Below are 16,081 nucleotides of genomic sequence, written 5' to 3' on the forward strand. Positions count from 1 at the left end.
CGATCAAGCCGGTGCTGACGTTCACATGGTCAGCACGAGCTTCCCCGTGGTGCGGCCGGTGTCGCCGAGCGCGTGCGCCTTGGCGGCGTCGGCCAGGGGGAAGGTCTCGGCGATGGTCGCGCGTAGCTTGCCCGCCTCGACGAGCTCCGCGATCGCCTTCATGCCGGTGTGCGAGGCGTCCACGAGCATCCTGAGCGCCCGTACGCCGAGCCGCTCGGCCTCCTCGTAGAAGTCGTCCGACCCGACCGGCAGGATCGACACCACGATCCCGCCCGGGCGCAGTACGCGCAGTGAGCGCAGGGAGTGGTCGCCGCCGATCGTGTCCAGGACGATGTCGACGTCCCGCACGGCCTCGGCGAAGTCGGTCTCCCGGTAGTCGATCGTCTCGTCCACGCCGAGCCCGCGCAGGAAGTCGTGCTTACCGGCGCTCGCCGTACCGATCACATACGCGCCGCGGGCCTTGGCGATCTGCACGGCCACGTGGCCGACCCCGCCGGCCGCCGCGTGGATCAGCACCCGCTGGCCCGGCCGCACGTCCGCCGTCTCGACCAGGGCCTGCCACGCGGTCAGGGAAACCAGCGGCAGCGCGCCCGCCTGGATGTGGTCGACCCCGGACGGCTTGTGCGCGAAGGCGCGGGCCGGGGCGGTGACGTACTCGGCGTGCGAGCCGTGGCCGAACGGGTAGGACAGCATGCCGAAGACCTCGTCACCCGGCTTGAAGCGGGCGACGCCGATCCCGGTCGCCTCGACGACGCCGGAGACGTCCCAGCCGAGGACGAAGGGCGGCTCGCCGAGGAAGCCGCCGGTGGCGCGGTGCTTCCAGTCGGTCGGGTTGACCCCGGCGGCACGCACCCGGACCAGCACCTCGTTGGGCCGCGGCGCGGGGCGTTCCGTCTCTACTTCCTTGAGGACCTCGGGACCGCCGAGGACGTCCTGACTGATGGCTCGCATGGTGTTCACAGTGCTCATGGTGGTCCAGCCTGCCGGGGTTCGCCCGTCAGGAGAATGGCATGATTGCCAATATTCGATAGGATCGTGCCATGCGGCATGTGGAACGCGTGGTCGTCCTGGCGCTCGACGGCGTCTACCCCTTCGAGCTGGGCATCCCCAGCCGGATCTTCGGCGCGGCCGACGGCCGGTACGAGGTGGTGACCTGCACGGTCGACGGGAAGCCGGTGCGCAGCAACGCGGACTTCTCGGTCATGGTCGAGCGCGGCCCCGAGGTGCTGCGTACGGCGGACACCGTGGTGATCCCGCCCGTCACACCGGCCTCGGTCACCGCGGAACTCCCGGCCGAGGTCACCGCCGCGCTCGCGCAGATCCGGCCCGGAACCCGCATCGTCTCCATCTGCACGGGGGCGTTCGTGCTGGCGGCGGCCGGTCTTCTCGAAGGGCGGCGGGCCACGACCCACTGGCAGTTGGCGGACCACTTCCGGCGCATGTTCCCGCACGTGGCACTGGACCCGGACGTACTGTTCGTCGACGACGACCCGATCCTCACCTCGGCAGGCGCCGCCTCCGGGGTCGACGCCTGTCTGCACATCGTGCGCAAGGACCACGGCAGCGCGCTGGCCAACTCGGTCGCGCGGCGCTGCGTGGTGCCGCCGTGGCGGGACGGAGGTCAGGCGCAGTACATCGAGCACCCGGTTCCCGGGCCCACCACCACCGGCACGGCCGCCACCCGCCAGTGGGCGCTCGAACGGCTGGGCGAGCCGCTCGCGCTGGCCGATCTCGCCGGGCACGCCCGGATGAGCCTGCGCACCTTCGCCCGGCGCTTCGGCGACGAGGTGGGCATGAGCCCCGGCCGCTGGCTCATCCAGCAGCGCGTCGCCCGCGCCCGCCAGCTGCTGGAGTCCAGTGACCTGCCGGTGGACCAGATCGCCGGCGAGGTCGGCTTCGCGACCGGGGCCTCACTGCGGCAGCACCTGCACGCGGCGATCGGAGTCTCACCACAGGCGTACCGCCGTACGTTCCAGACGGCCCGCTAGTGCCGCAACAGGCAACGTTCGCCCCGTCGCGACGCCCGGCACGCGCCCCCAAGCTTGACGGGCAAACGTTGCCTGCCGCGGCACTAGAGCGCGCCGGGAGGCGGCGGTCCAGCTCGGTCGCCGGGCCCGTCCATGGCAGGGCAGGGCTCAGCCGGCGGAGCCGTCCGCGTCGAGCAGGATCCGGGCCAGCTCCGTCGGCCGGGAGAGCATCGGCCAGTGGCCGGTGTCCAGCTCGACCAGCCGCCAGTGCTCGCTCTTGAGCAGCTCGGCCACGTCGTCGGTCGGCTCGGGACCGTCGAGCAGGCACTTGATGTACGTCGCCGGAAGTTCGCCGAGCGGACGTGTCAGCACCGCCGGCTCGGACAGGGTGGCGCCCGGGTGCGGGGTGGCGCGGCCGACGAACCGTGCGATCTGCTCCTCGGTGAGGCCCTGGCCTTCGAAGTCGGGCGCAGTCAGGGGCGGCCAGACGTCGCCGTTCGCGGCGAGTACGGCCTCGAACTTCGCCGGCCCCTCCCACCAGGTGGAGACGAACGACTCGTCGACGGCCGGCACGTTCGAGTCGACGAACACGACGCGCGTCAGCCGGTCGCCGATCCGCTCGGCGGCCTGCCCCACCGGGATGCCCGCATAGCTGTGTCCGACGAGCACCACCTCACGCAGATCGAGGCGCTCGACCTCGTCGACGATGTCCCGCACATGCGTCTGCTGCCCGGCCGGCACACCCTGCTTGTCGGCGAGGCCGGACAGCGTCAGCGGATGGGCGCCGTGCCCGGCCGCACGCAGGTGAGGCACCACCTCGTCCCACGCCCACGATCCGAGCCACGCGCCTGCCACCAAAACGAATTGAGTCATGGCGGCAACGTAACGCGGGGGTCTGACATCGCCGCCCCAACACCTCGGCGGGTGCGCCCCCTTGGCCGCCGGGCCGCCCGAACGTTCCCCGCCCCAAGTGCGTCGGAGGAGGGACGGGTACGGCGTTCGGCGGACAGGAGCGGGAATGCGCAAGGGGATCGCGGCGGTGGCGGTGCTGGTCGCCATGACGGCGTCGGCAGGGTGCGACGACGGGAGCGGGGCCGATCTCGTGGTCACCGGAACGCCGCCGGCGACGCCGTACAGCGGGCCGCTGAAGGTCCCGTCCAAGAACCTCGACGAGGACAGCGCCCGGGCGGTGCGGCTCGTGGCGGGGGCGGCCGGGCGAGCCCTGGAGTGCGACGGCGAGATCTACACGGGGGCGTCGGACGGCTCGTGGAGCCGGGACGACGGCGGGGCGACGCCCGAGGAGGGGCTCCAGGCGTACTTCGACCTGGAGCAGGCCGAGGATCCGCACTACGGCTATCGCGTCGAGCGCGAGGAACGGGACCGGGTCCTGTACTCCTTCGACGTCCACGGCCGTACCAAGGTCGCCGTCGTCGTCGCCAAGGACCAGAAGGGGCGGCCCGGTTGGGGTCCGGAGTCGAGCGCGTCCTGCGACCCGGCCGAACTTCCGGCGAGCTTCACGGACTCCAAGCCCTACGAGATCTGGACCGACCGGGACGGCCGTCGCGTGGCAACGACGGTGGTGAGCAGCAATGACGGCCCGGAGCACTGCGGCTGGCAGTCCGCCGTCTTCCTGTACACCGGCCGGGGTGAGGGCGTGAGGCACTACGTGCGTGATCCGCACGGGGTGCTGGGCCGTCAGCTGCTCACCTCCGCGTACGACGGTCATGTCCGTATGCCCGCCGACGCCCACGACACGGGATACCGCCTGAACGACCGGGAACTGTGGTTCACCGGCGACAGGTCGAAGGCCTACGTACGCACGTCCGACGGGGTGGAGCTCTGGCCGGCCACGAAGGAGAGTGTGGGCTGCAAGTGATTGACGACGCCCAGGTCAGCGGCTGCGGTGCAACGCGACCAGCAACTGCCAGGCCTGATCGGCGATGTCGTCCGCCGTCGCGTCGAGGAGGCCGTGCAGCCAGTCGGCCAGCACCCCCGCGAAGGTCGCCGCCACGGCGGAGGCCACGAGCGGGGCGTCGGCCGCGCCCGCGAGGGTGCGTTCGCTGAGGCTGCGGGCGCGCAGATCACGGTGCAGTACGCGGCCGAGCGGGCCGCCACCGCCCGGGCTGAGCAGGGCGCGGTACAGGGCGGTGTGCGGGGCGAGGCCGGCGAGGAACGCGCGCAGTGCCTCGGGTGCGCGGACCGGGTCGGGGCGGCCGCGCCAGGCGTGCAGCGCGTCCACCGCGTCGCGTACGACATCGGCACAGGCGTCGACCGCCAGCGCCTCCAGGTCGGCGTAGTGCACGTAGAACGTGGCGCGGCCGACCCCGGCCCGGCGTACCAGCGCGGCCACGCTGACCTCCTCCAGCGGGTGCGCGGCGCACTCGTGGAGGAGGGCCTCCCTCAGCTTCGCGCGGGTGCGGGCGGCCCGCGGGTCCTCCCATGGCACGGGGCTCACCGGGCTCAGTGCGCGATGAGTACGGCGGCCAGGGCGAGAGCTCCTGGCAGGGCCTGGGCGAACAGGATGCGGCGGTTCGCGGTGAGCCCGCCGTACACGCCGGCGATCACGACGCACACCAGGAAGAAGACCTGCACACGGAATCCGGTCGGGTCGCCGGCGATCAGACCCCACACCAGGCCCGCCGCGAGGAAGCCGTTGTAGAGCCCCTGGTTCGCGGCCAGCGGCGCCGTGGCCCGCGCCATCTCCGGGTCGAATCCGTGCAGCCCCCGCCCGGGCTTCTTCTCCCACAGGAACATCTCCATGACCAGGATGTACGCGTGCAGGGCGGCGACCAGCCCGACCAGCACGTTCGCGAGGATCTCCATCGTCGACAGGCTCCGTTGTTCGTTCGGCCACTTCATGGACAGGTGTCCACTATAGCTGGACGGGTGTCCATGAAAATCCCGGGGTGCGGCGGGTGACGGCCGTGGCGGAAGCCCGGTGACGGTCACGGCGGTGCGGTGACTCCCTTTACGGTGATCTTGGCGCTCGTGCGACTTCCCATGTCGTCCCGCGCCCCTGCGTGCCGTTGGTCACGTGGCCGTGTTCTGCCTTGGTGAAGGGGGAGTTGACGTGTCGGGCAGCATCGCGCCGGTCGGCTGGAGCGAGAGTGAACGGGGGATGTGGGCCGCCTTCCGCCGTGGCGAGTGGTACGCGGACGGGGGCGAGGTCCGGGCCTCGGCCGTGCGCAGGCTGCTGCTCGCCCCGCCCCAGGCCGAGCCCGGCCATCCGGCCCGCCTGCGACTGCGGGACGTGCTCGTCACCGGACGCCTCGACCTGGAGGAGGCCGTCGTCGCGGCAGCGCTGCGACTGCGGAACTGCCGCTTCGAGCACGCGCCCCGTCTGGACGGCGCGTCCCTGGGCGCCCTGGAGCTGCGCGACTGCACTCTGCCGGGCCTGTCGGCGGTGGGCGTGACCATCGGCTGGAAGTGCGAGATCAGAGGCTGCCGGGTGCAGGGCGCCCTGGACATGCACGGGGCCTCGATCGGCGGCACCCTGCATCTGGAGGACAGCCGGCTGACCGGCGGTGCCGACCTGCGGGACAGCTCGGTGGGCGGCAGCGTCATCCTCCGGCGCGCCGCACTCCTCAACCCACGGGGCACGGCGCTGCACGCCAACCGGCTGCACATAGGCGGCGACCTGGACTGCCGCGGCGGACTCGTCGCGGAGGGCACCGTCGACGTGTGCGACGCCCGGGTGGGCGGCGGCGTCCGCTTCGAAGGGGCCTCGCTCACCGCCGAGCACGGGCCCGCCCTGCGCGCCCACGGCATCGACGTGGGGGCCGAGTTCAAGTGCTGCGAGGGCTTCGTCGCGCACGGCAGACTGTCGATGAGCAGCATCACCGTACGCAGCCAGCTCTGCTTCAAGAACGGTTCCATCGACGTACCGGCCGGACAGCCGGCGCTGGTCAGCCGCCGCTCCACCGCATCCGACCTCGACCTGAGCTTCAGCGGCCCCGTGCACGGCACCGTGGACCTCAGCCACACCCGGTTGACCCTCCTGACCGGCGCGCCGGGCGAGTGGCCCCTGGCGCTGCGCATGGAAGGCGTCGTCTACGACAGTCTCCTGCCCCAACTCCCGGCCGCGGAACGGCTTCCGCTGCTCGCCCGTGACCCCGAGGGCTTCACCCCGCAGCCCTACGAGCAACTGGCGGCCGTGTACCGGCTGCACGGCCGGGACGCCGAAGCGCGCACCGTACTGCTCGCCAAGCAACGGCGGCTGCGGACCACCCTGCCCTGGCCGGGGCGCGTATGGGGAGGGCTGCAGGACCTCACCGTCGGATACGGCTACCGGCCGATGCGCGCCGTGTGGTGGCTGTTCGCGATCATGCTCAGCGGCACCCTGCTGTTCACGGCCTGGCCGCCACAGGCCGTCGAACCGGGCAAGCCGCCCCACTTCCAGGCCGCCATCTACACGTTCGACCTGCTGCTGCCGCTCGTCGACTTCGGACAGGAACAGGCGTTCAGCCCGCGCGGCGGCCTCCAGTGGGCGGCGGTACTCCTCATCTGCCTGGGCTGGCTGCTCGCGACCACGGCGGCGACGGGCGCCAACCGGATGCTGCGCCGGGCGTGAGCCGGCCGGGGGATCGTAACCGGTCACCTTTGCAGGCTCGGGCGTGTCATCTCCGTAGGACGCGGGACGGTCTTCGTGCAGCGGGGCGGTCCGGTCCGAACGACGCTCACTCACAAGGAGGCTGTACCAGGATGACGACCCCACCCGCCCGCACCGCGAAGCAGCGCATACAGGACACCCTGAACCGGCTCGAACTGGACGTCGACGCCTGGGTGTCCACGGCCGGAGCCGACGGAGGAGCGCCGTATCTGGTTCCCCTGTCCTACCTCTGGGACGGTGAGACATTCCTGGTCGCCACCCCGGCGGCGAGCCCCACCGGACGCAACCTCAGCGAGACCGGCCGGGTGCGCCTGGGTATCGGACCCACCCGCGACCTGGTGCTCGTCGAAGGCACCGCGCTGCCGCTGGAGCCCGCCGGCCTCCCGGACGGCGTGGGCGACACCTTCGCCGAGAAGACCGGCTTCGATCCGCGCCGGCTCACCACCTCCTACCTCTACTTCCGGATCAGCCCGCGGCGTGTGCAGGCCTGGCGCGAGGCCAACGAGCTGTCCGGGCGCGAACTGATGCGGGACGGGGAGTGGCTCGTGACCGACTGAATCCGTGGGACGGGGTATCCGGGAGCGTAGAGACGGCGGCTGGTGCCGCCGTCCGCGCCCCGGAACCCGTGACGGAGGAAGCATGGCACTCGTAGTGGCAGGCGTCGTGGTCCTGGACTGCGCCGAGCCCGAGAAGCTCGCCGCGTTCTACAGGGAACTGCTCGACGCCGAGGAGACGGACGCGACCGCGAACCGGGTGGAGATCCGGGGAGCCGACGGGATGCGGATGGCATTCCGCCGCGATGTGATGGCGACGCCGCCGAGCTGGCCGCGCCCCGAGAACTCCCTCCAGGCCCATCTGGACTTCCACGTCGAGGACCTCGACGCGGCGGAACGCAAGGTCGTCGGCCTCGGCGGCCGCCCGCTGGACACGAAGGACGCGCAGGGCCCGTTCGAGGAACGCGGTTACGCCGACCCGGCCGGCCACTCCTTCACCCTGCGCTGCGCACGGCCGACAGCGCCGAAGCAGGGGTGAGCGGCGGGCCGGGCGGCTGCGGCCGGGTCAGTCCCGGCCGCCCTTGTTCCCGTCCGGCCACACCCCCGTGGACCGTTCGACGGCCTTCGCGCCCGTGCGGTCCACCGCGCTGCGGACTACCGCGAAGATGGCGCCCTGGACGGCCGCGGCGAACAGGATCTCGCCCCAGCCGCGGTCCTGGTCCAGCGCGTCGGGGGCGTTGTCCTCGTGGCGAATCGCCTTCCACGCCTGCTGGAAGGCGAGCCCGGCCAGCGCTCCGCTCGCCCAGCTGAGTGCGAACCCCAGAGGCTTGTATACGAGCGGGAGCTTCATCTTCTTCTGCTTGTTCCTGGCCATCCCTGTCTCCTGTGTCCTGTCTTCCGTCGTAGCCCGTCAGGGTCGTCCCTGAGCCGGGATCTCCTCGTCCTCGCGCACCGGCCCGGGCGGTGTCCCGTCGCCGAACGGCCGGCCGCCCAGCCGCTCCCGGTGATGGGGCGTGAGCCAGCCCGCGAGGTCCGGCCCGAGCGGCACGATGCCGGTCGGATTGATGCCGGTGTGGACCTGGTAGTAGTGCCGTTTGATGTGGTCGAAGTCGACGGTGTCGCCGAAGCCGGGCGTCTGGTAGAGGTCGCGTGCGTACGCCCACAGCACCGGGTGCTCGGTGAGCTTCCAGCGGTTGCACTTGAAGTGGCCGTGATACACGGCGTCGAAGCGGACGAGCGTGGTGAACAGCCGGATGTCCGCCTCGGTGATCGAGTCCCCGACGAGATGGCGCCGGTCCGCCAGCCGCTGTCCGAGCAGCTCCAGGCGGTGGAAGACTCCGGCGCACGCCGCCTCGTACTCCTTCTGGCCGGTGGCGAAGCCGGCCCGGTAGACGCCGTTGTTGACGTCCTCGTAGATGTCCGCCATCACCTCGTCGATCTCGTCGCGCAGCCCGGCCGGATACAGGTCCGGTGCCCCCTGCCGGTGCAGGGCCTTCCACTCGGTGGCCAGATCCAGGGTGAGCTGCTGGTAGTCGTTCGTGACCAGCTTCCCGCTCGGCACGTCCACAATCGCCGGCACACTGACGCCGCCCGGATACTCCGGCTGCCGTGCGTCGTACGCCTCACTGAGGTACCGGATGCCGAGCACGGGGTCGCGGCCGTCCGGGTCGAGGGTGAACCGCCAACTGCGGTCGTCCTGGACCGGATCGACGACACCCAACGACAGCGCGTCCTCCAGACCGAGCAGCCGCCGCGACACCAGTGCCCGGCTCGCCCAGGGGCAGGCGCGGCTGGCGATGAGCCGGTAGCGGCCGGCCTCCACCGGCCGGCCGTCCCGGCCGTCGGCCGTGATCCGGTCCGTGAAGTGGCTCCTGGACCGCTTGAACGCCTTCCGTCCGTACGCGCTGTTGCCGTTGCCCTCGCTCATGGCGTCTCACCTTCCCGCTGTGCCCGGATACGAGTGCCCCGCTGAGCGCCCCCCGATTCGCCGAGCCGGTCACCGTGTGAGACGAGCCGACGGGGGAAGGCGGCGAAAGTGAGCAGGACATCCTCTTCGGACTCTTCGAACCACGCTTCTTCGACCCCCGCGGACTCTTCCGCGGATTCCTCCGAGGACCCTTCTGCGGACTCGTCCGCGGACGCCTCGGACCGCAAGACCCGGATCACCGTGCTGGTGGCGCTGGGCGCCAACCTGGTGATCGCCGTGGCCAAGGCCGTCGGCGGCCTCCTCGCGGGCTCGCCGGCGCTGCTCTCGGAGGCGGCGCACTCCGTGGCGGACAGCCTGAACGAGGTCTTTCTGCTGGCCGCCCTGCGCCGCAGCCGCCGGCCGGCCGACCAGCGGCACCCGTTCGGCTACGGCAAGGAACGGTTCTTCTGGTCGTTGCTCGCGGCCGTCGGCATCTTCGTGATGGGCGGCTGCTTCTCCTTCTTCCAGGGCATCGAGGCGCTGCGGAGCGGAGCCGAGGAATCGCACAGCGGTTATGTGGCGGGCCTCATCGTGCTCGGTGTGGCGCTCCTCGCGGAGGGCGCGTCCCTGCTGCGGGCGCTGCATCAGGTGCGCGGGCAGCGGGGTTCCGCGGCGGAAGGGCTGCGGGACCCCGCGCTGCGGACGGTCGTCGCCGAGGACGGCACCGCGGTCCTCGGCGTCACGCTGGCGATGATCGGCATGGCGCTGCACATGGTCACCGGGCAGGTGGTCTGGGAGGCGGCGGCCTCGATGGGGATCGGCGCGCTGCTCGTCTACGTCGCCTACCGGCTCGGCCGCGACGCCCGTGACCAGCTCATCGGGCAGGCCGCCGACCCCGAGCTGAGCGGGCGGATCCGGGCCCTGCTGGAGGCACAGCCCGAGATCGACAGCGTGGAGTCGCTCCTCACCATGCAACTGGGCCTCCACTCCACCCTGGTCGCCGCCCGCGTCGACCTGGTCCCGGGCCTGGACAGCGAGGAGGTCGAGGACGTCGCGGTGCGCATCAAACGCTCGGTCGCCCATCTGATCCCGGAGGCCGACCAGATCTTCCTTGACGTGACGGACGCGCGAGCGCTGGCGGCGGACCGGGCGGGGGAAACAGAAAGCCCCGCCGCGACGGGGGAGCGCGGCGGGGCCTGAAGGACGGGTGCCCGGCGGCCAGGGGTTCATGCCCGCGGATTCGGAGGCGGTCGCGAACAGCTGGAAGCCGGAAGATGTGAGGTCGTCCTCCCGTCGGTACGGCGAGGAGAGGCGGCCCATACCGGAACGGGGGAGTGCGGTACGGGCCGCCGCCGTGCCCGGTGTCAGCCGGCCGGCTCCAGCACGAAGACGGGGATCTCGCGGTCGGTCTTCTCCTGGTACTCGGCATACGGGGGATAGGCGGCGACCGCCCGCTCCCACCACTGCGCCTTCTCCTCGCCGGTGACCTCACGGGCCGTGAACTCCTTGCGCACGGCCCCGTCCTGGAGTTCCACCGCGGGAGTCCCCAAGACGTTGTAGTACCAGACCGGGTGCTTGGGCGCGCCACCCAGCGAGGCCACCGCCGCGTACTTCCCGTCGTGCTCGACGCGCATCAACGGCGTCTTGCGGATCTTGCCGCTCTTGGCACCCAGGGTCGTGAGGATGATCACGGGCAGCCCCGTGTCCATGAGCGTCGTTCCCTTGGTGCCGCCGGAGCTCTCGTACAACTCCACCTGGTCACGTACCCACTGCGTCGGGCTGGGTTCGTACTCGCCCTCAAGAGGCATGACTTCCGTCCCATCGTCGCGTACGACTGCTGTCTCGTCGCGCGGCCTCACGAGCCAACTCCCAAGACCGCGCACCCAGGATTCAACACCAGCGGGCAGCGGATTCATCCGCAACGGCGAGTCGCGGCGCACCTGCCCGGCGCGGACGGTCACTGGTTTTCCGGTCACGCCGGCGACATCAGCATGCGCACCGCCAGCCCCAGGATCACCGCGCTGGACAGGAGCGCCGTCACCAGCCGACCGCGCCGCCCGGTCAGTGCCCGCCCGAGCAGCGCACCACCCCCGGCCAGCAACACCTGCCAGCTGGCCGAGGCGACGAAGGCGGCGAGGACGAAGACGCCCTGCTCCAGCGGCAGTACCGCCTGAGCGGCCCGGCTGCCGAGCACGAGTGCGGCGAAGTAGATCACGGTGGTGGGGTTCAGCAGCGTGATCCCCAGCAGCCCGAGGTACGCCCGGGCCGGGCTCGGCGGGGTCCGCCGGGCCGCGGCGGCGTGCCGCGGCGAGCGGTAGTGGCGAACCGCGGCCGTCGCGCCGCGGACCGCCAGCGCGATCAGCACCAGCCCCGACGCCCAGCGCAGTGGTACCAGCACCGGCTGGAGCGCGGCGGCGAGCGCCGAGCCGCCGAGCGCGGCCACCAGGGCGTAGAGCCCGTCCGCGGTGGCGACGCCGAGCGCGGCGCACACCCCGGTCCGCAGGGACGTACGGGCGGTGAGGGAGACGAGATAGGTCGCGACCGCTCCGACGGGCACGGCGATGCCGTAGCCCGCGAGAAGCCCCGCGACGAGCGCGGCGGTCACGACCGCGGAAGCGTAGGCCTCCGCGGTCGGCCGGGCTGCTGCTGGACCCGCACCGGACGAGCGGCGGTGGGGGTCGGCGGCAGCAAGGCTTCGATGGTGGACATGCGCAGATGCTGGGGCCGCGGGGCTGTCCGCGCAAGCGAATTACGGGGATCTTCGGTGTCCCGTCGGGTGGGCCGCCGTCGTCCTGTCGGGTGGGCGCGGACGTGTCAGGTCAGCGTCGTCGGATCGACGGCGCCGGCCAGGGCCGCCATGCCCGCGTCATTGGGGTGCAGTCCGTCGCCGCTGTCGTAGCCGGGGGCGAGGGCGCGGGGATCGTCCGGGTCCGCCATCACCCGCTCGAAGTCGGCCACACCGTCGAAGTGCCGGCCGGTGCGGATCCACTCGTTGGCCTCCTCGCGGAGGGCGTTCTGGGCGTCCGTGAGCGTGCGGGAGGGCAGCAGGGTCCCGCCGATGACGCGTACGCCCGACTCGTGCGCCTCGCGGATCAGGGAACGGTAGCCGTCGACGAGGTCGCGTGCGGTGAGCGGGCGTCCGGCGTCGTTCTCGCCGCCGAGGATGTCGTTGATGCCCGTCAGCACGATCACCGCGCGGATCCCGGGATGGCCGAGCGCGTCGTGTGCGAAGCGGCGCACGCCCGCGGAGTCGGTCCAGTCCGACAGCAGCCCGGTTGCCGCCGGTGCCGGCGTTGACGACGGCCAGCCGGGGCGCGTCCACAAGATCCGGCCAGCGGCGGTTGGCGCCGGTGGTCGTGTTCGCGCCGTCCGTGATCGAGTCCCCGAAGGCGACCAGGGTGCCGTCCACCTCGTCCGTGGTGACGGTCAGCCCGGCCAGGAAGTACCAGGAGGTCTCCGTGGCGGTGAACCCGTCGAGGCCGTCCTCGGCGGTGAGATCGCCGGAGCGCGGCGCGGAGACGTATGTCGTCTCGAAGGCGTCCCGGTGGTGGGTCGAGGGCCCGGTCGAGCCCGGCAGATACACGCTGACCAGCAGATTTTGCCCGCGCTCGACATCGACCGGCAGCACGTCCGTGAGCAGTTCCCGGCCGCGGCCGATCACCGCCTTCGTGGCACCGTCGAAGGAGACCGGCCGCGGCGGCCGACCCTCGGGGGCCACACTGACGGCGCCCACGGTCAGCTCGGCCGGGCCGTGGAGGTTCGACAGCCGCAGGCGCGCACGGGTTCCCCCGGCGCTCGGACGAACCACCATACGCACGGTCTGGTCGCGGAAGGACCGGCCGAAGGGCACCATGCTCGGAGCCCATACGGCGACGGTCTGTTGTATGCCGGTCATGGTCACCCTTCTTCCCGGCCGTCGCGTTCGTACCGCGGGGGCTTCAGGCTTCACGGCGGTGGACGACGGGTGCCTGCCCGCATCGGTGCGACGGGGTTCGGCCAGTTCCGGCATCCCGTGGACCTGGCCGAAGTTCGAGTGGCACTAAAGGTGCCTTGGGCATCTAATGGAGATCGGCAAGAGCAAGTCTTCGCCTGCGAGGTCTTTCATGACAGAGCCCGGTACGTCCGTGTCAGCGCCCGTCGCCTTCCCCCAGGACCGCACGTGTCCCTACGACCCGCCCACAGCCTACGACCCGCTGCGCGAGGGGCGTCCGCTGTCGCGGGTCTCCCTCTACGACGGACGCAGCGTGTGGGTGGTCACCGGGCACGCCGCCGCCCGTGCACTCCTCTCCGACCAGCGGCTTTCCTCCGACCGCACGCTGCCCAGGTTCCCCGCGACCACCGAGCGGTTCGAGGCCGTACGCACCCGCCGGGTGGCGCTGCTCGGTGTGGACGACCCCGAGCACCGCACCCAGCGCCGCATGCTGGTCCCGAGCTTTACCCTCAAGCGGGCCGCCGCCCTGCGCCCGCGCATCCAGGAGACCGTCGACGGGCTGCTCGACGCCATGGAGGCACAGGGCCCGCCGGCCGAGCTGGTGAGCGCGTTCGCGCTGCCGCTGCCCTCGATGGTGATCTGCGCCCTGCTCGGCGTCCCGTACGCCGACCACGACTTCTTCGAGTCCCAGTCCCGCAGGCTGCTGCGGGGCCCCGGGATCGCCGAGGTCCAGGACGCCCGTGCCCAACTGGACGACTACCTGTACGCGTTGATCGACCGGAAGCGGAAGGAACCCGGGGACGGGCTCCTGGACGATCTCATCCAGGAGCAGCTGAACCGGGGCACGGTGGATCGCGCCGAGCTGGTCTCCCTGGCGACGCTCCTGCTGATCGCCGGACACGAGACGACGGCGAACATGATCTCGCTCGGTACGTTCACCCTGCTCCGGCATCCCGAACAGCTGGCCGAGCTGCGGGCCGAGCCGGGCCTCATGCCCGCCGCCGTGGAGGAGCTGCTGCGTTTCCTGTCCATCGCCGACGGGCTGCTGCGGGTGGCCACCGAGGACATCGAAGTGGCCGGTACGACCATCAGGGCCGATGAGGGCGTCGTCTTCGCGACCTCCGTCATCAACCGCGACGCGGCCGGCTTCGCCGAGCCCGACGCCCTGGACTGGCATCGCTCGGCCCGCCACCATGTCGCCTTCGGTTTCGGCATCCACCAGTGCCTCGGGCAGAACCTGGCCAGGGCCGAGATGGAGATCGCCCTGGGCACGCTCTTCGAGCGGCTGCCCGGCCTGCGGCTGGCGGCGCCGGCCGACGAGATCCCCTTCAAACCGGGCGACACGATCCAGGGGATGCTGGAACTCCCCGTGACCTGGTAAGAGGCTGCGGTCCATGCACAACGACAGCAACAACAGCAACGGCAACAACTCCCACAGCAACGGCAACGTCAACAGCAACGGCAGCAACAGCGACGACAACGTGATCGTGATCGACCGGGACCTCTGCATCGGTGCCGGGCAGTGCGCCCTGACCGCGCCCGGTGTCTTCACCCAGGACGACGACGGATTCAGCGAACTGCTGCCCGGCCGGGAGGACGGGGCAGGCGACCCGATGGTGCGCGAGGCCGCACGGTCCTGCCCGGTGGGGGCCATCACGGTCCCGCGGTCGGCAAGCTGACGCCTGAGGGGGCCGCGGGCCCGGGCCGCTCGCCCGCCCTGGACGGCCAGGTGGAGCCGGCGCGGGTGTACGGGGCCGGCGACGATCACCTCGTACGACGTGATCGGGTCCTCCTCGACCGGCGGGGTGAGCGCGACGCGCGGTCGTCCGCCCGGCGCCATGAGGACTCCCACGGCCCGTTCACGAGCGCCGTCCCCGCGACGCGCGACCGTCGGCGGAGCAGCGGTACGGTCTGCTCCGCCACGGCCCGCGCACCCTTCAGCTCCGTCGCCGCGCCCGGCGGCAGGGCCGCGGTGTCGGGGGCCGACGCTGCGGCGGCCCCGCTGCCGACGGCTCGGAAGGGCCGGTTAGCGGCAGGCCTCCAGGAGGACCCGCGCGGCCTGCTTCGCCTGATCGGCGGGGTCCGTCGTGCCGTTGATGCCGGCGGTGACCATGGCGCCCTCGGCCAGCAGGTACAGCTGGTCGGCCAGGGACGCGGGCAGGCCGGCGTCGGAGACCAGGCCGGCCAGATAGCCCCGGAAGGCCTGCTTGTGGGCGCGGACCTGGGCGGCCACGCGGGGTGAGACGGCGCCCAGTTCGCCGTACGAGTTGATCCAGGCGCACCCGCGGAAGTCGCTCTCGGCGAACCACTGTCGCAGCCAGTCGAACACCGCGAGGATCCGCTCCCCGGCGTCCCGGTGGTGGTCGACGTGCGCCGCGAGCCGCTCCCGCCAGTGGATGTCGCGTCGCTCCAGATACGCCTCGACCAGCTGTTCCTTGGCGGGGAAAAGCTGGTAGAGCCGCTTGAGCGAGACGCCGGACGCGCCGCGGATGTCATCCATGCCGACGGACTGGATGCCCCGGCCGTAGAACAGCTTCTCGGCGGCGTCCAGCGCCTGCTCGCGGGCGACTGCGATCTCCATGAACGGGCCACTCCTTGGCGTTCCCAGGTGCTCTTGACGTAGAGAACCATCGTTCTCTACGTTAGCAGCCAGGGTCCTGAGAACGTACGTTCTCCATGTTCGGCCCGTCAGACGGAGAGGCATCCCATGACCGACGACCGCCCGCCCCTGCCGCCCTTCACCCGTGCGACCGCGGCCCAGAAGGTCCAGGCCGCGGAGGACGCCTGGAACACCCGAGACCCGCACAAGGTCTCGCTCGCCTACTCGCCGGACTCGGTCTGGCGCAATCGCGACACCTTCGTCACCGGCCGCGCCGCCATCGTGGAACTGCTGACGGCCAAGTGGGCGCGCGAGCGGGAGTACGCCCTGCGCAAGGACCTCTGGGCCTTCGACGGCAATCGCATCGCCGTCCGCTTCCAGTACGAGTGCCAGGACGCCGACGGCCAGTGGTGGCGCTCGTACGGCAACGAGCTGTGGGAGTTCGACGAGCACGGACTGATGACGCGCCGGGAGGCCGGCATCCACGACGTGCGGATCGAGGAGCGGGAGCGGCGGATCCTCGGGCCCCGGCCGGAAGCGGAGCGAGGGCGGTCCTTCCCCGTTCAGTAGGGTTC

Annotated in this window: 20 protein-coding genes; 10 read left to right on the forward strand and 10 right to left on the reverse strand. The window is 71.7% G+C overall.

Features of this window, described 5'->3' with window-relative positions; all coding sequences use genetic code 11:
* Window positions 1–21: 21 nt before the first annotated feature.
* Window positions 22–969: an NADP-dependent oxidoreductase gene (locus tag SAVERM_RS38260; RefSeq protein ID WP_010988848.1), complete on the reverse strand. Its 948-nt coding sequence runs from the start codon at window positions 967–969 to the stop codon at window positions 22–24.
* A 71-nt stretch (window positions 970–1,040) separates the two neighbouring features.
* On the opposite strand from SAVERM_RS38260, the gene SAVERM_RS38265 reads away from it, so the two are divergent.
* The gene (locus SAVERM_RS38265; RefSeq protein ID WP_010988849.1) at window positions 1,041–1,988 is read left to right on the forward strand and encodes a GlxA family transcriptional regulator; all 948 of its coding nucleotides are present in this window, start codon (window positions 1,041–1,043) and stop codon (window positions 1,986–1,988) included.
* A 147-nt stretch (window positions 1,989–2,135) separates the two neighbouring features.
* Here SAVERM_RS38265 and SAVERM_RS38270 read toward each other — a convergent pair whose 3' ends face one another.
* Entirely contained in the window at window positions 2,136–2,840 is a 705-nt protein-coding gene (locus SAVERM_RS38270; protein ID WP_010988850.1) for an alpha/beta fold hydrolase, read from the reverse strand.
* Window positions 2,841–2,985: 145 nt separating this feature from the next.
* Between SAVERM_RS38270 and SAVERM_RS38275 the strand changes: the two genes are divergently transcribed.
* Window positions 2,986–3,843 (forward strand): hypothetical protein, encoded by an 858-nt coding sequence (locus SAVERM_RS38275; RefSeq protein WP_037650891.1) that lies wholly within the window; start codon window positions 2,986–2,988, stop codon window positions 3,841–3,843.
* A gap of 15 nt (window positions 3,844–3,858) precedes the next feature.
* Here the strand turns inward: SAVERM_RS38275 and SAVERM_RS38280 are convergent, their stop codons facing one another.
* Together SAVERM_RS38280 and SAVERM_RS38285 are read right to left on the reverse strand one after the other, a co-directional pair.
* Window positions 3,859–4,422: a TetR/AcrR family transcriptional regulator gene (locus SAVERM_RS38280; protein ID WP_010988852.1), complete on the reverse strand. Its 564-nt coding sequence runs from the start codon at window positions 4,420–4,422 to the stop codon at window positions 3,859–3,861.
* A gap of 5 nt (window positions 4,423–4,427) precedes the next feature.
* Window positions 4,428–4,790, reverse strand: a complete 363-nt coding sequence (locus tag SAVERM_RS38285; RefSeq protein WP_010988853.1) for a DUF1304 domain-containing protein — start codon at window positions 4,788–4,790, stop codon at window positions 4,428–4,430.
* Window positions 4,791–5,037: 247 nt separating this feature from the next.
* On the opposite strand from SAVERM_RS38285, the gene SAVERM_RS38290 reads away from it, so the two are divergent.
* The 3 genes from SAVERM_RS38290 to SAVERM_RS38300 all read left to right on the forward strand — a co-directional run bounded on the left by SAVERM_RS38290 (window position 5,038) and on the right by SAVERM_RS38300 (window position 7,608).
* The gene (locus SAVERM_RS38290) at window positions 5,038–6,537 is read left to right on the forward strand and encodes a hypothetical protein (protein WP_048894238.1); all 1,500 of its coding nucleotides are present in this window, start codon (window positions 5,038–5,040) and stop codon (window positions 6,535–6,537) included.
* A 131-nt stretch (window positions 6,538–6,668) separates the two neighbouring features.
* Window positions 6,669–7,133: a pyridoxamine 5'-phosphate oxidase family protein gene (locus tag SAVERM_RS38295; RefSeq protein ID WP_010988855.1), complete on the forward strand. Its 465-nt coding sequence runs from the start codon at window positions 6,669–6,671 to the stop codon at window positions 7,131–7,133.
* A gap of 82 nt (window positions 7,134–7,215) precedes the next feature.
* Window positions 7,216–7,608 carry a VOC family protein gene (locus tag SAVERM_RS38300; RefSeq protein ID WP_010988856.1) on the forward strand — a complete coding sequence of 131 codons (393 nt, stop codon included), beginning with the start codon at window positions 7,216–7,218 and terminating at the stop codon, window positions 7,606–7,608.
* Between the two features lie 27 nt (window positions 7,609–7,635).
* Here SAVERM_RS38300 and SAVERM_RS38305 read toward each other — a convergent pair whose 3' ends face one another.
* Together SAVERM_RS38305 and SAVERM_RS38310 are read right to left on the reverse strand one after the other, a co-directional pair.
* Window positions 7,636–7,944 carry a DUF4235 domain-containing protein gene (locus tag SAVERM_RS38305; protein WP_010988857.1) on the reverse strand — a complete coding sequence of 103 codons (309 nt, stop codon included), beginning with the start codon at window positions 7,942–7,944 and terminating at the stop codon, window positions 7,636–7,638.
* Between the two features lie 36 nt (window positions 7,945–7,980).
* On the reverse strand, window positions 7,981–8,997 hold the full coding sequence (locus SAVERM_RS38310) for a glutathione S-transferase family protein (protein WP_010988858.1): 1,017 nt from the start codon (window positions 8,995–8,997) through the stop codon (window positions 7,981–7,983).
* Window positions 8,998–9,105: 108 nt separating this feature from the next.
* Between SAVERM_RS38310 and SAVERM_RS38320 the strand changes: the two genes are divergently transcribed.
* Entirely contained in the window at window positions 9,106–10,176 is a 1,071-nt protein-coding gene (locus tag SAVERM_RS38320) for a cation diffusion facilitator family transporter (RefSeq protein ID WP_010988859.1), read from the forward strand.
* Window positions 10,177–10,340: 164 nt separating this feature from the next.
* Here SAVERM_RS38320 and SAVERM_RS38325 read toward each other — a convergent pair whose 3' ends face one another.
* From SAVERM_RS38325 to SAVERM_RS38335, 3 genes are all read right to left on the reverse strand, one after another.
* Window positions 10,341–10,784: a nitroreductase family deazaflavin-dependent oxidoreductase gene (locus tag SAVERM_RS38325; RefSeq protein WP_010988860.1), complete on the reverse strand. Its 444-nt coding sequence runs from the start codon at window positions 10,782–10,784 to the stop codon at window positions 10,341–10,343.
* A 164-nt stretch (window positions 10,785–10,948) separates the two neighbouring features.
* The gene (locus SAVERM_RS38330) at window positions 10,949–11,581 is read right to left on the reverse strand and encodes a LysE family transporter (protein WP_010988861.1); all 633 of its coding nucleotides are present in this window, start codon (window positions 11,579–11,581) and stop codon (window positions 10,949–10,951) included.
* A gap of 209 nt (window positions 11,582–11,790) precedes the next feature.
* Complete coding sequence (locus SAVERM_RS38335; RefSeq protein ID WP_010988862.1) at window positions 11,791–12,300, reverse strand: GDSL-type esterase/lipase family protein; 510 nt, start codon at window positions 12,298–12,300, stop codon at window positions 11,791–11,793.
* Here SAVERM_RS38335 and SAVERM_RS38340 point away from each other — a divergent pair.
* From SAVERM_RS38340 to SAVERM_RS38350, 3 genes are all read left to right on the forward strand, one after another.
* Window positions 12,270–13,019 (forward strand): hypothetical protein, encoded by a 750-nt coding sequence (locus tag SAVERM_RS38340; protein WP_148663783.1) that lies wholly within the window; start codon window positions 12,270–12,272, stop codon window positions 13,017–13,019. The genes SAVERM_RS38335 and SAVERM_RS38340 overlap by 31 nt on opposite strands.
* 60 nt (window positions 13,020–13,079) lie before the next feature.
* Window positions 13,080–14,288, forward strand: a complete 1,209-nt coding sequence (locus tag SAVERM_RS38345) for a cytochrome P450 (protein ID WP_037650886.1) — start codon at window positions 13,080–13,082, stop codon at window positions 14,286–14,288.
* A 100-nt stretch (window positions 14,289–14,388) separates the two neighbouring features.
* The gene (locus tag SAVERM_RS38350; protein ID WP_037650952.1) at window positions 14,389–14,586 is read left to right on the forward strand and encodes a ferredoxin; all 198 of its coding nucleotides are present in this window, start codon (window positions 14,389–14,391) and stop codon (window positions 14,584–14,586) included.
* 347 nt (window positions 14,587–14,933) lie between these two features.
* Here SAVERM_RS38350 and SAVERM_RS38355 read toward each other — a convergent pair whose 3' ends face one another.
* On the reverse strand, window positions 14,934–15,488 hold the full coding sequence (locus tag SAVERM_RS38355; protein ID WP_010988866.1) for a TetR/AcrR family transcriptional regulator: 555 nt from the start codon (window positions 15,486–15,488) through the stop codon (window positions 14,934–14,936).
* Window positions 15,489–15,614: 126 nt separating this feature from the next.
* Between SAVERM_RS38355 and SAVERM_RS38360 the strand changes: the two genes are divergently transcribed.
* Window positions 15,615–16,076 (forward strand): nuclear transport factor 2 family protein, encoded by a 462-nt coding sequence (locus tag SAVERM_RS38360; RefSeq protein WP_010988867.1) that lies wholly within the window; start codon window positions 15,615–15,617, stop codon window positions 16,074–16,076.
* The last annotated feature ends 5 nt before the right edge of the window (window positions 16,077–16,081 follow it).

Origin of the sequence: Streptomyces avermitilis MA-4680 = NBRC 14893 (assembly GCF_000009765.2) — a bacterium.
In the GTDB taxonomy this organism is placed as follows: Bacteria; Actinomycetota; Actinomycetes; order Streptomycetales; family Streptomycetaceae; genus Streptomyces; species Streptomyces avermitilis.